Annotated in this window: 7 protein-coding genes and 1 tRNA gene; 5 read left to right on the top strand and 3 right to left on the bottom strand. The window is 65.2% G+C overall.

All coding sequences use genetic code 11. The features are described 5' to 3' along the window. Positions 1-1218: cell wall hydrolase (locus tag A8G00_RS22060; RefSeq protein ID WP_103001693.1), on the top strand; the 1218-nt coding region annotated here is incomplete at its 5' end. Positions 1219-1238: 20 nt separating this feature from the next. Here A8G00_RS22060 and A8G00_RS22055 read toward each other — a convergent pair. Beyond that, positions 1239-2336 (bottom strand): helix-turn-helix transcriptional regulator, encoded by a 1098-nt coding sequence (locus A8G00_RS22055; protein WP_253258057.1) that lies wholly within the window; start codon positions 2334-2336, stop codon positions 1239-1241. A gap of 119 nt (positions 2337-2455) precedes the next feature. On the opposite strand from A8G00_RS22055, the gene A8G00_RS22050 reads away from it, so the two are divergent. After that, entirely contained in the window at positions 2456-3658 is a 1203-nt protein-coding gene (locus A8G00_RS22050) for an MFS transporter (RefSeq protein ID WP_253258056.1), read from the top strand. On the opposite strand, the gene A8G00_RS22045 is transcribed toward A8G00_RS22050, so the two are convergent. Further along, on the bottom strand, positions 3638-5893 hold the full coding sequence (locus A8G00_RS22045; RefSeq protein WP_103001690.1) for a TonB-dependent receptor: 2256 nt from the start codon (positions 5891-5893) through the stop codon (positions 3638-3640). The two genes, A8G00_RS22050 and A8G00_RS22045, sit on opposite strands and share 21 nt — an antisense overlap. Before the next feature lie 448 nt (positions 5894-6341). On the opposite strand from A8G00_RS22045, the gene rpoB reads away from it, so the two are divergent. From rpoB to A8G00_RS22030, 3 genes are all read left to right on the top strand, one after another. Further along, positions 6342-10505, top strand: coding sequence for a DNA-directed RNA polymerase subunit beta (gene rpoB / locus A8G00_RS22040; protein WP_044661637.1), 4164 nt, complete (start codon positions 6342-6344; stop codon positions 10503-10505). 85 nt (positions 10506-10590) lie between these two features. Then, positions 10591-14847, top strand: a complete 4257-nt coding sequence (gene rpoC / locus A8G00_RS22035; RefSeq protein ID WP_103001689.1) for a DNA-directed RNA polymerase subunit beta' — start codon at positions 10591-10593, stop codon at positions 14845-14847. A 235-nt stretch (positions 14848-15082) separates the two neighbouring features. Continuing rightward, positions 15083-15156: transfer RNA gene (locus tag A8G00_RS22030), tRNA-Gln, on the top strand. A gap of 72 nt (positions 15157-15228) precedes the next feature. Here the strand turns inward: A8G00_RS22030 and A8G00_RS22025 are convergent. Next, complete coding sequence (locus A8G00_RS22025) at positions 15229-15597, bottom strand: thermonuclease family protein (RefSeq protein ID WP_044661636.1); 369 nt, start codon at positions 15595-15597, stop codon at positions 15229-15231. Between the last annotated feature and the right edge of the window lie 675 nt (positions 15598-16272).

The raw sequence follows: 16272 nt of genomic DNA, 5'->3' as shown, positions 1-16272 counted from the left end.
AGGCCGCGCCCGGAAGCCGTCGCCGCCGCCCGGCTCACGCGCCCCGCCACGCCGCCGCCGGCAGTCGCGCCGGTGGAGGTCTATGCGCTGGAGCGCGATCAGGCGCGGGCCTTCAACGCCGCCATTCCCTTCTCCCGCCTGCCCAATCCGGCGGCGCGGCCATTCCTCTTCTCAGGATCGCCCATCGACCTCGCCCGCGCCACGGACTGCCTGGCCGCCGCGCAGCTTTACGAGGCGGGCGACGATGCCGTGGGCGAGCGGGCCGTCGCGCAGGTGGTGCTGAACCGCGTGCGGCATCCCGCCTTTCCCAAGACGGTCTGCGGCGTCGTCTTCCAGGGGCAGGAACGGGCGACGGGGTGCCAGTTCACCTTCACCTGCGACGGCGCGCTCGCCCGCACGCCGACCCAGGCGGCGTGGGAAAGGGCGCGGGACATCGCGCGGGCGGCCCTGGCGGGCAAGGTGTACAAGCCGGTCGGCTACGCCACCCATTATCATACCGATTGGGTCGTGCCCTATTGGAGCGGCAGCCTGGACAAGATCACGTCCGTGGGCACCCATCTCTTCTTCCGCTGGCGGGGCTGGTGGGGCACGCCCCCCGCCTTCCGCCGCGCGGGCGAAAGCGGCGAGCCGCTGGTGCAGCGCATCGCGCGCCTGTCCGCCGCGCACCAGGGCGATCCGGATGCGCCCGCCGGTCTGTCCCCGCCTGCCCTGACCGGCGGCACGCTGGCCGACCTCGCCGCCCGGCCGCAGCAGGCGATAGGGGCGGATTCGCTGGGCCGGACGATGGCCGGCGTCCGGCTCATCGCCATCGCGCCGGGGGCCAGGAGTTTCCTGGTCGAACTGGGGCGCGCCATCTCCCCCGACAGTTGGCCGACCATGGCCCAGACCTTCTGCGCCGGGCGCCCGGAATGCCGGATCATGGCCTGGCGAGCGGGAACCGCGCCGGGCGGCCTGCCTCTGTCGGGCGACCAGATGGAAAGCATGGCCTTCGCCTATATCCACAACAGCGCGACGGGATTGCAGCGCTCGCTCTGGAACTGCTTCCAGACACCGCGCGGCAACAAGGATGAGTGCATGCTCCAGCGGAACCCCAGGGCGGCAGCCCCGCCGCCGCCCGCCGCCGCGCCGGAACTGGCGGGCGTGCGCCGCAAGGAACGCTTCGAAGTGGTGAAGATCGCGCCGCCGTCGCCGGCCGTGACGGCGCCCGCCCAACCCTGAAGGGCGCTCCGCCTCGCCTGCTATTCCATGTTCTCGAACCCGCTCAGGCGCGGCAGCGCGCCGATGCGGGCGACCAGTTCGGACTGGCGGCTGCAATCCAGCTTCACATAGATATTCTTGATCTGCGTCCGCACGGTGTTGAGCGCCACGCCGCGTTCCTGCGACAGGTCTTCCAGGCCCCGTCCCTGGCAAAGCGCTTCGGCCACCTCCGCCTCCGCCCTGGTGAGGCCGTAAAGCGATCGGATGCGGCTGGCGAGGCTCTGGTCCCGGTCGGCGGGATCGGTGGCGATCGCGACGATCTGCCGCTCCATGCCGACCCGCACCGCGGCGATCGACAGCACATAGGGCGCGCCCCGTTCGCGATGGACGAAGATCGCGCTCGCCTGTCCACCCTGCCGGGCCGTCGCGGCCCTGAAGGCGGCCTGCAACGCTTCGTCGTCGCGGGGATCGCGCGCCTTCAACTGCCGCTGACGCAAGCTCAGCGCATCGCCCCGGCGCAGCAGCGCGTCCGCCATCCGGTTGCAGTCGATCAGCGCGCCGTTGGCGCGCAGGGTGAAGACGGCATGGCCCACCATGTCGAGCGTCGCGTGCAGCGAACGGCCATAATGGTTGGCGCGGTCCAGCTTGCTGCGGATCGCGAACATGCGGCCGATATGATCGATGCTGTCCTGCATCGCCCGCACTTCGCCCTCGTTGAACGGCTTTTGCGTGCGGCCCCGATGCAGGCCGATATGGCCGGTCGTCCCGTCCTTCCGGATCACGCCGCCCAGGCAACGGAAAGTGTCGTCGCCCATGCCCTTGATCCACTCATTGTAGATGCGGCTGCCTTCATAGGCATGGCTCGGTACGAGCGCTTCGACATTCCAGACGCGATTGACCGCCTCTGCCCGGTCCAGCGCGACGCCCCAAATGTCGTCGTCCTGAAACTCCTCGTCGTAAAGCGCCATTTGCGCATCGGTGAAATAGCCGGAGTAGGAGATTTCCGCGACATGCTGGGGCGTGCGGCCCCAATGCAGAACGCCCGAGCGCGCGCCGACCGCATCGGCCAGCGTCGAAGCCAGCCGGTCGAACGCGCCGTCGTCGGTCGCCGCGTCGTAAATATCCTCCGTCCGGATCACAGCTTTGCCCCGATCTCTCCACGTCCCCATGCGGAATATACGCAATTGCGCCCTGCCGCATTGCACAAATCGGACACCGATCCATTCAAATTGCTGGAAAAACGGATAAAGCTGCCGTCGTGCCGCGTCCCTTGCTCCTCCTCCCGCGCTTTTCCGCAGACGGCGCCTGGCTTCCGGTCCTCGCCCTGTCGGCCATGACGCTGCTGGTCCAGGGGTGCACGCTGATGTCGCTGGGCGTGCTCCTGCCCGGGATCGCGGCCGATTTCGGGGGGCAGGCGGGCGGCGGCGCCACCGCGTTCCTGCTGGCGATGAGCCTTGCCAGCCTGGCGGTCGGTTCGTTCATGGGAAAAGCCGGCGTCCGGCCGGTGCTGCTGATCGGCGTTCTGCTCAGTGCGGCCGGCTTCGCGCTCGCCGCCATCGCGCAGCAGCGAACGGCCTTGATGGCGGGCATGGCGCTGTCGGGCTTCGGCGCGGGCGCATCGACCATCGTGCCCGGCATCGCCGTCATCACCCGGCATCATGTGGCGCGGCGAGGCCTGGCGCTTGCGGTCTTTCTGGGCGCCGCCGTCGTGGCGGGCGCCGTCGTACCGCCATTTGTCGCGGCGGCCATGACCTTCTGGACCTGGCGCATGGCCATGCTGTTCTGCTCGGCGGCGATCGTGCTGGCCTGCCCCCTGCTGGTGCTGCTCGTCCCCGGGGACCGGACGGATGCCGGGCCGATGCCGGTGGAGCGGACCGCGCCCCCGGCAGCCATCCGGACGGGGAATTTCCTCCGGATCGTGCTGGCCATGACCCTGTTGCAGCTCGCGATCAACGGCGTGCTGTTCGCGGCGGTGGACATCCTGATGGCGGAGGGCCTGAGCCAATCCACGGCGGTCCTGGCCTATAGCAGCGCCAATCTGCTCGGCCTGCCCGCCCTGTTGATGGGCGGCATGCTGGCCGACCGGCTCGGCGCGCGGCGCAGCCTGAGTGCGACGGCGCTGCTGCTGGCCGCGGGGACCATGGCGCTGCTGGGGGTCCGCATGATGGACATGGCCGGGGTCTGGCTGTTCGTCCTGCTCTGGGGCGTTGCGAGCGCGCTGCCGGGCCAGTCGGGATCGATGCTGCTCGCCGACGCGGTGGAGGCGGAGGCGTTCCCCCGGCTGCTCGGCCTCAACACGGCGATCATCAGCCTGGTTGGCGCGCTGGCGCCGCTCTGGACAGACCAGATGCGCGCGGCGGGCGGCGGTTACGGCTTGCCCGTCTCGGTCTATGCGGCACTCGCACTGGCCGCCGCGCCGCTTATCGCATCGGTTCGTTCGTCACAGGGCGAAGCTGGCTGACAGACCGACAGTGCGCGGCCGTTGCGCCATTTCGCGCAGCGGCGATCCGGTTACCGGCACCAGCTCTGCATTGCGGTAGAGCAGCGCGCGGCTGTTCAGCAGATTGTCGGCAAAGGCGGACAACTGCCAGCCATCGCGGCCAAGCCCCATGCGCAGGAACAGCAGTTCGCTTCCCTCGCCCGAATAGACACGCGGATCATAGGCCACCGACCGGGTCGAAGGTGCGCGGCGATAGCGCCCTGCCTGCCGCCATTCGGTCCGCACGAAACCGTCCAGCCGCCCCGGCAGCGTAAAGCCATATTCCGCCGCCAGCGTCCCCGACCATCGCGGTACATAGGGTATCCGGTCGCCCGCCGCGACGATGGCCGAGGCTGGAAGCCCGACATCGCGGCGGAAACGCGCATCCACGAAGCCGAACGAGAAATCCAGCACCAGCCGCCGCAGCGGCTCGCTCCGTAACGCCAGCTCGACACCCTGATTGCGAGCCGCCCCCAGGTTGTCGACATAGGAAAAGCCGCAATTGGGCAAGGTGACGGACTGCTGTATGCGTCGCCAGTCGATGCGGAAAGCGGCCAGCGACAAGTGAAGCCGCCGGGCGGGCAATCCCGCTTTTACGCCCACCTCATAACTCCAGAGCGAGTCGGAGCCATAGCTGTCCGGTGCGGCAGCGCGGCCCAGCGCCGAAAGATCGGCCGCGCAACTGTTCGCCGGCACCGCTCCATTGGTCCCCCCGCCGCGAAAACCCTTGCCGGCGCTCAGATAAACAAGACTGTCGCCCCCCGGTCGCCAGGACAGCCCGGCATAGGGAATGAGGGGCGTATCGCTTTGCCCCCGGGGCCCGACCGCGTTGCTGCCGCCCGCAAAAGGCCCCTCCGACATCAAGCGGAAGCGCAATGGATTATAGGACAGGCGCAGGCCTCCCGTCACTTCCCAACGGGGCGCGAAGGTCCAGTTTGCCTGCCCGAAAACCGCCAGCGTGCGCTCACGAATTTGCTGACGGCTGTGATAGCTCAGCCCGCCGGGCAGCAGCGGCAGGCCGAAAATCTCCTCGATCGACAGGCCCAGTTGCGACTGCGCGAGATCGGCGATCCCAGGCTCGACCACATGCTGTTCCATGGCGATCCGCGATCGGCTGTAGAAGCCGCCGACGAGCCAGCGGACGGACGCCCGAGGATCGGCGGATGCAATGCGCAACTCCTGCGTGAAAACCGTTTGATCGACCGTCGTCCGGCTATAGCTGCCGCCGGGCGTGCGGATTCCCGGGACCATGCCACCCAATATGATCTCTCCGAAATAGCCCGAATAATCTACTATCTGGCGGTTGCGGCGGTCCAACCAGGCAGTGACGCCGGTGAGCACGGCGCCGCCCAGGTCCAGCCGCGCGGTGAGGCCGGGCAAAAGGAAACGATCGTGGCCCGGCTGGCGGAGGCTGGCGGTCTGACGGAAGAGACCCAGGCTGCTTTCGTAAAAGGGCAGGTCGCCCCGCTTCGCCCTCTGGAAGAAAAGCGACGGCGTCAACGCCAGACGCTCGCCAAGAGCCGCCTTCAACGCGAAGCGCAGGCCCAGCGCCGCGTCGTGATCGATATTCTTCGTCAACAGCCCGCCGGAAAGGTCGAACCGGTCGATAACGCCGGCATCGCGGCGATAATAAGCGCTGACGCGCATGCCGATCTGGCCGGGCAATATGGCGCCGCCCAGGGCCGACTGCATTTCGCGGCTGAATCCCCCTCTCCCGACCAACGCAAACTCGCCGCTGGCCTGCCCATCCAAGCCTTCCAGTTGAGGCTGCCGGGTCAGGGTGCGGATGGTGCCGCCCATGGAATCCGCGCCGAACAGCGTGCCCTGCGGCCCGCGCAGCACCTCGACGCGGTCGAGGTCGAAACGGCGCAGGTCGGGATTGCCCGCCACCTCCAGCGACCGGATCTGAATAGGCACATCATCGATATAGAGGCCAATCGTGGATGCGCCGATGGGAGAAAAGACGCCGCGCATGATCGGCTGCTGCGCACCAAAGGCACCTATGGTCGGCATGGTGAGATTAGGCACGACGCCAGCCAGATCGGCCAGCCTGGCAATACCGCGCCGTTCCAGATCGGCCGCATCAAGGCGGTCAAGACTGATCGGCACCCTCTCCTGCGCTTCGGCCACGCGACGGGCGGTGACGAAGACGGCATGCTCGCCGGCGGAAGGTTCCCCGGCTTCATCGTCCTCCTGCCCATAGGCAGGCGCCGCCATGGCCAGTGCGAAAGCGCAACACAGACGCGCCCATGGCTTCACGACAGACGAGCAGACGGCAGAAGAGGTTGAATCCCGGCAAAAGCCATCCCATCTCTCTACAGCAACGACCTGACGCGGCAACCAGCCAGAATCAACAGACCTGCCCCCTTCACAAGAGCGGGCATGGAGCCTATATGGGTCTTTCAAATCCGGCTCTTGCACTGCCCTCGGGCGTGCGGGAACCGTCCCCCGGATCGCCCGGGGACCGGCTTCGTTTAGCGCACGGGACCGGCGGGATTGGGCGAAAACGGCGGGTCACAAGACGCTGACAGTGCGGATCGGACAGTCCCGGCCCGCACTTTTTTGCGTGGCGGTGGAGGGGCGAATCACCCCTGAAACCGACAGGCCAGGCTGAATTTTCGCTGCGATGCGAAAAAATGCGACGAACAACCAGGCAGGATACGCAATGGCGACCAAAGCTCTCCCCACGATCAGCAATACCGGCGCGAAGAAGCGCATCAGAAAGGTATTCGGCGACATCCACGAAGTGGTGCAGATGCCGAACCTGATCGAAGTCCAGCGGGAGAGCTATGAGCAGTTCCTCCGTTCCGATCCGTCGATCGGCTATGTCTCCGGCCTGGAAAAGACCCTGCGCTCGGTCTTCCCGATCCGCGATTTCGCCGGCACCGCCGAAATGGACTTCGTCCATTACGAGCTGGAAGACCCGAAATATGACGTCGAGGAATGCCGTCAGCGCGGCATCACCTATGCGGCGCCGATGCGCGTCACGCTGCGCCTGATCGTGTTCGAGGTGGATGCCGACACCGAAACCCGCTCCGTCCTGGATATCAAGGAGCAGGACGTGTACATGGGCGACATGCCGCTCATGACACAGAACGGCACCTTCATCGTCAACGGCACGGAGCGCGTCATCGTGTCGCAGATGCACCGCTCGCCGGGCGTCCTGTTCGACCATGACCGGGGCAAGACCCACTCTTCGGGCAAATATCTGTTCGCCGCCCGCGTGATCCCCTATCGCGGTTCGTGGCTCGACTTCGAATTCGACGCCAAGGACATCGTCAACGTCCGCATCGACCGCAAGCGCAAGCTGCCGGTCACGGCGTTGCTCTATGCGCTCGGCCTCAATGCCGAGGACATTCTGGGCTATTTCTACAACAAGGTGACCTTCCTGCGCGGCGAAGGCGGCTGGCAGATTCCCTACACCGCCGAAGCCTGGCGCGGCCAGAAGCCCGCCTTCGACATCGTCGACGCCAAGTCGGGCGAGGTGGTGTTCGCCGCCGGTCACAAGATTTCGCCCCGCGCCGCCAACAAGGCGGAGAAGGACGGCCTTGAAACCCTTCTGATCCCGACCGAGGAAGTCTATGGCCGTTACAGCGCCTATGACCTCATCAACGAGAGCACCGGCGAAATCTACATCGAGGCCGGGGACGAAGTGTCGCCGGAAAACCTCGAAAAGCTGGACAAGGCGGGCATCGACCGCCTCGAACTGCTCGACATCGACCATGTCACCACGGGCCCGTGGATCCGCAACACGCTGAAGGCCGACAAGGCCGAGGAGCGGGACCAGGCGCTGGCCGACATCTATCGCGTGATGCGCCCCGGCGAACCGCCGACGAAGGAAACCGCCGAAGCCCTCTTCGCCGGCCTCTTCTTCGATCCGGAACGCTACGACCTGTCGGCCGTGGGCCGCGTCAAGCTCAACATGCGCCTCGACCTCGACGCCGAGGATACCGTCACCACCCTGCGGACCGAGGACATCCTTGCGGTCGTCAAGGAACTGGTGAACCTGAAGGACGGCAAGGGCGAGATCGACGACATCGACAATCTCGGCAACCGCCGCGTCCGCTCGGTGGGCGAACTGCTGGAAAACCAGTATCGCGTCGGGCTTCTCCGCATGGAGCGCGCCGTCAAGGAACGCATGTCGAGCGTCGACGTGTCGACCGTGATGCCGAACGACCTCATCAACGCCAAGCCCGCCGTGGCCGCCGTGCGTGAGTTCTTCGGCTCCTCGCAGCTTTCGCAGTTCATGGACCAGACCAACCCGCTATCGGAAGTCACCCACAAGCGCCGCGTATCTGCGCTTGGGCCGGGCGGCCTGACCCGCGAGCGCGCCGGTTTCGAAGTCCGCGACGTTCACCCGACCCATTATGGCCGCATCTGCCCGATCGAAACGCCGGAAGGCCCGAACATCGGTCTGATCAACAGCCTCGCGACCTTCAGCCGCGTGAACAAATACGGCTTCATCGAAACGCCCTACCGCAAGGTGATCGACGGCAAGGTGACCAATGAGGTCGTCTACCTGTCGGCGATGGAAGAAGCCAAGCACACGATCGCGCAGGCCAACGCCGAGCTGACCGAAGAGGGCACGCTGGCCGAAGACCTGATCTCGGCGCGTGAAGCGGGCGAATTCCTGATGGCGCCCAAGGACCACATCACCCTGATGGACGTCAGCCCCAAGCAGCTGGTGTCGGTCGCGGCCTCGCTCATCCCGTTCCTGGAAAATGACGACGCCAACCGCGCGCTCATGGGATCGAACATGCAGCGTCAGGCCGTGCCGCTGGTCCGTGCCGAGGCGCCGTTCGTCGGCACCGGCATGGAAGGCACGGTTGCGCGTGACTCGGGTGCCGCCATCGCGGCGCGTCGCGCGGGCATCATCGATCAGGTCGACGCGACCCGCATCGTGATCCGCGCCACCGGCGACATCGAACCCGGCCAGTCGGGCGTCGACATCTACACGCTGCAGAAGTTCCAGCGCTCCAACCAGGACACCTGCATCAACCAGCGCCCGCTGGTGAAGGTGGGCGACCTGATCGAAGCCGGCGACGTCATCGCGGACGGCCCGTCGACCGAGTTCGGCGAGCTGGCGCTGGGCCGCAACACGCTGGTCGCGTTCATGCCCTGGAACGGCTACAACTACGAGGACTCCATCCTGATCTCCGAGCGGATCGTGAAGGATGACGTCTTCACCTCGATCCATATCGAGGAGTTCGAGGTCATGGCCCGCGACACCAAGCTGGGTCCGGAAGACATCACCCGCGACATTCCGAACGTCGGCGAGGAAGCGCTGCGCAACCTCGACGAGGCGGGCATCGTCTATATCGGCGCCGAAGTGGAGCCGGGCGACATCCTGGTCGGCAAGATCACCCCCAAGGGCGAATCGCCGATGACCCCGGAAGAAAAGCTGCTCCGCGCCATCTTCGGCGAAAAGGCGAGCGACGTGCGCGACACCTCGCTGCGTCTGCCGCCGGGCGTGGCCGGCACGGTCGTGGAAGTCCGCGTCTTCAACCGCCACGGCATCGACAAGGACGAGCGCGCCATGGCGATCGAGCGGGAGGAAATCGACCGCCTCGCCAAGGACCGCGAGGACGAACGCGCCATCCTGAACCGCGCCACCTTCAACCGCCTCCAGGAAATGCTGCTGGGCCAGACCGCCACGGCCGCTCCCAAGGGCGTGCGCAAGGGCGTGGAAATCGACGAAGCCCTGCTGGCTGAGGTCGAGCGTCATGAATGGTGGAAGTTCGCGGTCGCGGACGACGCCCGCCAGGCCGGCATCGAAGCCGTCAAGGCGCAATATGACGAAGCGGTGAAGCTGATCGTCGAGAAGTTCGAGGACCGCGTCGACAAGCTGCAACGCGGCGACGAGCTTCCCCCAGGCGTGCTCAAGATGGTGAAGGTCTTCGTCGCGGTGAAGCGCAAGCTGCAGCCGGGCGACAAGATGGCCGGCCGTCACGGCAACAAGGGCGTCATCTCGCGCATCCTGCCGATCGAGGACATGCCTTTCCTGGAGGACGGCACCCATGTCGACATCGTGCTGAACCCGCTGGGCGTGCCGTCGCGCATGAACGTCGGGCAGATCTTCGAAACGCACCTCGGCTGGGCCGCGCGCGGCCTGGGCCAGCAGCTCAAGCATGCGCTGGAGGAATGGCGCGAAGCCAATCCGAACGCGCAGGGCGGTGAGATGCCGGATGCGGTGAAGACCCGCCTGCTCGAAACCTATGGGCCGCAATATGCCGACCAGATCGAAGGCCGCACGGCCGATCAGATCGTGGACCTGGCCGAACATCTCGCACGCGGCGTGCCGATGGCGACCCCGGTGTTCGACGGAGCCCGCGAAGCGGACGTGTCGGCGATGCTGGAACTGGCGGGCCTGCACTCGTCGGGCCAGTCGGACCTGTTCGATGGCCGCACGGGCGACAAGTTCGACCGCAAGGTGACTGTCGGCATCATCTACATGCTGAAGCTGCACCACCTGGTCGACGACAAGATCCACGCACGCTCCATCGGCCCCTACAGCCTCGTCACCCAGCAGCCGCTGGGCGGTAAGGCGCAGTTCGGCGGCCAGCGCTTCGGTGAGATGGAGGTGTGGGCGCTCCAGGCCTATGGCGCCGCCTACACGCTGCAGGAAATGCTGACGGTGAAGTCGGACGACGTGGTCGGCCGCACCAAGGTCTATGAGGCGATCGTCAAGGGCGACGACACGTTCGAGGCCGGCATTCCCGAAAGCTTCAACGTGCTGGTCAAGGAAATGCGCTCGCTGGGCCTCAATGTCGAACTCGCGTCGATGGACGAGATCGAGGACGATGACGGCTTCGCGCAGGCGGCGGAATAAAGGGAACTCCGGAGCGCTGTCTCCCGAAGACGGCGCTCCCTCCCGGCCCCGCCCCGAACAATTTACCCTCTAGAGGGACTGAAAAATGAACGAACTGACGAACTTCGCCAATCCGATCCAGAAGCCGGAAACCTTCGACCAGATCCAGATCGGCCTTGCCTCTCCGGAGCGCATCCGCAGCTGGTCCTTCGGCGAGATCAAGAAGCCGGAAACCATCAACTACCGCACGTTCAAGCCGGAACGTGACGGCCTGTTCTGCGCCCGCATCTTCGGTCCGATCAAGGACTATGAATGCCTGTGCGGCAAGTACAAGCGCATGAAGTACAAGGGCATCGTCTGCGAAAAATGCGGTGTCGAAGTCACGGTGTCGAAGGTCCGCCGCGAACGGATGGGCCATATCGAACTGGCCGCGCCCGTCGCGCACATCTGGTTCCTGAAGTCGCTGCCCTCGCGCATCGGCCTGCTGCTCGACATGCAGCTCAAGCAGCTTGAGCGCGTCCTGTATTTCGAAAGCTACATCGTCACCGAGCCGGGCCTGACCCCGCTGGAGAAGTATCAGCTTCTGACCGAGGACGAACTGCTCGACGCGCAGGACGAATATGGCGAAGACGCCTTCTCCGCCGGCATCGGCGCGGAAGCGGTCAAGCAGATGCTGATGGACCTCGACCTTGAGGGCGAGAAGCAGGCGCTGCTGGACGAACTGGCCGTCACCAAGTCGGAACTGAAGCCCAAGAAGATCATCAAGCGGCTGAAGGTCGTCGAGTCCTTCCTGGAATCGGGCAACCGGCCGGAGTGGATGATCCTGGACGTCGTGCCGGTCATCCCGCCGGAACTGCGCCCGCTTGTTCCCCTGGACGGCGGCCGCTTCGCGACCTCGGACCTGAACGACCTCTATCGCCGCGTCATCAACCGCAACAACCGCCTGAAGCGGCTGATGGAACTGCGCGCGCCGGACATCATCGTCCGCAACGAAAAGCGCATGCTGCAGGAGGCCGTCGACGCCCTGTTCGACAATGGCCGCCGCGGCCGCGTCATCACCGGCGCGAACAAGCGTCCGCTGAAGTCGCTGTCCGACATGCTGAAGGGCAAGCAGGGCCGCTTCCGTCAGAACCTGCTCGGCAAGCGCGTCGACTATTCGGGCCGCTCGGTCATCGTGACCGGCCCGGAACTCAAGCTGCACCAGTGCGGCCTGCCCAAGAAGATGGCGCTCGAACTGTTCAAGCCCTTCATCTACGCACGCCTCGACGCCAAGGGTCTCTCCATGACCCTGAAGCAGGCCAAGAAGTGGGTCGAGAAGGAGCGCAAGGAAGTCTGGGACATCCTCGACGAAGTCATTCGCGAGCACCCGGTCATGCTGAACCGCGCGCCGACGCTCCACCGCCTCGGCATTCAGGCGTTCGAACCCGTGCTGATCGAGGGCAAGGCGATCCAGCTTCACCCGCTGGTCTGCTCGGCCTTCAACGCCGACTTCGACGGCGACCAGATGGCCGTCCACGTGCCGCTGTCGCTGGAAGCCCAGCTGGAAGCCCGCGTGCTGATGATGTCGACCAACAACATCCTCAGCCCCGCGAACGGCAAGCCGATCATCGTCCCCTCGCAGGACATGGTGCTGGGCATCTATTACCTGTCCATGGAGCGCGAAGGCGAGCCGGGCGAAGGCATGCTGCTGGCCGACATGCAGGAGGTCCATCAGGCCCTCTATGCCAAGGCCGTCACCCTGCACTCGAAGATCGTCAGCCGCGTGCCGCAGACCGACGAAGCCGGCAATCAGTATATGAAGCGGTTCGAGACCACGCCGGGCCGCATGCTGCTGGGCGAATGCCTGCCCAAGTCGCACAAGGTGCCCTTCGACGTCGTCAACCGCCTTCTCACCAAGAAGGAAATCGGCGACGTCATCGACCAGGTCTATCGTCACACCGGCCAGAAGGACACGGTGCTGTTCGCCGACGCCATCATGGCGCTGGGCTTCCGCCACGCGTTCCAGGCGGGCATCAGCTTCGGCAAGGACGACATGGTGATCCCGGATTCGAAGACCGCGATGGTCGACGAAACCAAGGCGCTGGTGGCCGACTATGAGCAGCAATATCAGGACGGCCTGATCACCCAGCAGGAAAAGTACAACAAGGTGATCGACGCCTGGAGCCGTTGCGGCGACCAGGTCGCGAACGCCATGATGGACGAAATCCGCGCCCAGCCCAAGGACCCGAATACGGGCCGCATGGCGCCGATCAACTCCATCTACATGATGGCGCATTCCGGTGCCCGTGGTTCGCAGGCGCAGATGAAGCAGCTCGCCGGCATGCGCGGCCTGATGGCCAAGCCGTCGGGTGAGATCATCGAAACGCCGATCATCTCGAACTTCAAGGAGGGCCTCACCGTCCTTGAATATTTCAACTCCACCCACGGCGCCCGCAAGGGTCTGGCCGACACCGCGCTCAAGACGGCGAACTCGGGTTACCTGACCCGCCGTCTGGTCGACGTCAGCCAGGACTGCACCGTCGTCGAGGAGGATTGCGGCACCGACAAGGCGCTGGAGATGAAGGCCATCGTGCAGGGCGGCTCGGTCATCGCTTCGCTCGGCGAACGAATTCTGGGCCGCACCACGGCGCAGGACATCGTCGACAGCAAGGACGGTTCGGTCATCGTGCCGATCGGCACGCTGCTCGACGAAGCGCTGGTCGCGCAGATCGAGGCCATCGGCACGCAGGCCGTGAAGATCCGCAGCCCGCTGATCTGCGAAAGCAAGATGGGCGTCTGCGGCAAGTGCTACGGCCGTGACCTCGCCCGTGGTACGCCGGTCAATATCGGCGAAGCGGTCGGCGTCATCGCGGCGCAGTCCATCGGTGAACCGGGTACGCAGCTCACCATGCGGACCTTCCACATCGGCGGCGCGGCGAACTTCAACGAAACGTCGAACCTGGAAGCCATGTCGGACGGCACGATCGAGCTGCGCGACATGCCGACCATCACCGACAAGAATGGCCGCCGCCTCAGCCTCGCCCGCAATGGCGAGATCGCGATCATCGACAGCGAGGGCCGCGAGCGCGAAACGCACCGCCTGCCTTACGGCGCGACCATCCTGTTCGCGGATGGCGACACCGTGAAGAAGGGCGATCGCTTCGCTGAGTGGGACCCCTTCACCATGCCGGTGATCACCGAAAAGCCGGGCATCGTGAAGTATCAGGACCTGATCGACGGCAAGACGCTGACCGAACAGACCGACGAAGCGACCGGCATCGCGCAGCGCGTCGTGACCGAGCATCGTGGGTCCGCCCGCACCAAGGAAGACCTTCGTCCGCGCCTCACCCTGCTCGACGACCAGTCGGGCGAAGCCGCACGCTACATGCTGGCGGTGGGGGCGACCCTGTCGGTGGACGACGGCGCGCAGGTGCAGGCCGGTGACGTGCTGGCGCGTGTCAGCCGCGAAGCGGCCAAGACCCGCGACATCACCGGCGGTCTGCCGCGCGTCGCCGAACTGTTCGAAGCCCGCAAGCCCAAGGACAATGCCATCATTGCCAAGGTGTCGGGCCGCGTCCAGTTCCTCAAGGATTACAAGGCGAAGCGCAAGATCGCCATCAATCCGGAGGATGGCGGCGAGCCGGTCGAATATCTGATCCCCAAGAGCAAGGTGATCGACGTTCAGGAAGGCGACTATGTGAAGCGCGGCGACAACCTGATCGGTGGTTCGCCCGACCCGCATGATATTCTCGAGGTGCTCGGCATCGAGCCGCTGGCCGAATATCTGGTTGCCGAAATCCAGGAAGTCTATCGACTGCAGGGCGTGAAGATCAACGACAAGCACATCGAAACGATCGTTCGTCAGATGCTGCAAAAGGTCGAGATCACCGTGTCCGGCGACACCACGCTGCTGGTGGGCGAGCAGGTCGACCGCGAGGAGATGGAGGAGATCAACGCCAAGCTCCAGCCCGGCTTCCAGCCGGCAGAGGGCAAGCCGGTGCTGCTCGGCATCACCAAGGCGTCGCTCCAGACGCGCAGCTTCATCTCGGCGGCCTCCTTCCAGGAAACCACCCGCGTCCTCACGGAAGCGGCGGTCCAGGGCAAGAAGGACACGCTGGTCGGGCTCAAGGAGAATGTCATCGTCGGCCGCCTGATCCCGGCGGGCACCGGCGCCGGCATGAACCGCATGCGCGTCGCCGCCTCGTCGCGTGACGCGGCGATGCGGGCGGCGCTGCGGGCCTCCAGCCAGGTCGACCTGATCGCGCCCAAGACGGCTGCCGAAGAGCATGCCGCCGAACTGCGCCAGGGTCCGGAAGCCGCCATTGGCGACGATCCGCTGGCCGTCGTCCAGGGTGAGGATTTCACCACCGAGGACATGGAATAAGCGCTTTGAAATAATGGGGTCCGCTTCCTATCTCGGGAAACGGCTCCCAGCCCTTCGTACCCCATCAGGGATCGATGAAGAGCCCGCCGGAAGCGACAGCCTGTCCGGCGGGTTTTCTTTTATGGTTGCGCCGGGCAGGGCATGAAATTGTCCGGCAGGCCTGTCGCAAAACTCTTGACCAATCCGGAATCGCCGCCTATTTGCGCCTCTCCGGTGAGCCGCTGGCTCATCCTGATGCCCGATCCTCTAATGGTAAGAGAGCGGACTCTGACTCCGTCAATCAAGGTTCGAATCCTTGTCGGGCATCCACACTTTCCTAAAAATCACGGGACCCACGGCAAGGCTTGGGGGCGCTTTGGGCTCCAAAAATGCCGCGCCCGATCACCGCCTTGTCAGGAAACGGCATTCCCTGGCCAGCCGACGCCCCATGTCCCATGCCGGCCTATAGACAGCCATGCCCTTGCGAAGCTGTTCGCACGACATGTTGAGCCCACCGGCATAGACGATGGCCACGGTGCGCCCATAGGCGTCGCGCGCCACGGGGACGATGGTGATGGGATCGCGCAAAGCGTGCTTCAGGCTTTCCTTGCTCCGGCGCGAACTGTCCTCCGGGCAGGCCTTGCCCTTGCGGCAACGGCCGACAATGTCGGGGGCTTCGATGCCGATCAGCCGGATCGGCTCGCCATTCACGCGCAGCATGCCGCCATCGACCACCGTCAGGGCGGACGCCAGGAATAGGGCGCCGATCATTCCCTCAACCTCGGACCGGGAAGGGAAACGCCCAGGCTAGCAATCATGTCCTCTCCCCATCGTCCTTGCCCCGCGCGGGACAGTGGCCCCATCGCCCGGAGCCGTTGCGGGAACCTGCGGGGGAAATGGTGCCAGACTCCCGCCGTCCACGACCTTGGGAAAGCTGGCGCCGGCACGGGAGCGACCTCTACGGGCCCCTTACCGACTGCCTCCATCCTCCACCGGAGACCTGTCCCCATTGCGTATATTTACGCATTCATAATTGATCCTCCAACCTATTTTGCCTTTCCCCGCCAATATGTATCGCTTTGATACAGAATGGTAAAATATCCGATCCGATGCCATATGACTTCCGACATATAGGGCGGCCCGGGCATGCAAATGTCATGGCGCATCGCCGCCGCTGGGGATTTCCACCGGCGCGTCGCAGCAGGGCGCGATACAGGATATAGATCGTCGGCTATTGGACGCAGTTGCCAACGCAATAAGCAATAATGGGCAAGCATTACCCATTTTCGCAAATTGTCCCTGATGGCCGGTCCAGATTAAATTCGGTCGCGTCCGTCAATGTGGTGTAGAATTGGGTGTGGCCAGCGGGCTGCATTTTCAGGCGGCCTTGGGTGTAATCTGTAGCGGCTGTGCCTCCTCGATCATTGGTGTAGCAAGGGCGGCCAT

Origin of the sequence: Sphingobium sp. SA916 (assembly GCF_002894065.1) — a bacterium.
In the GTDB taxonomy this organism is placed as follows: domain Bacteria; phylum Pseudomonadota; class Alphaproteobacteria; order Sphingomonadales; family Sphingomonadaceae; genus Sphingobium; species Sphingobium fuliginis.
Note: the sequence above shows the minus strand (reverse complement) of the source record. Positions and strands in the feature narration are given on the sequence as shown.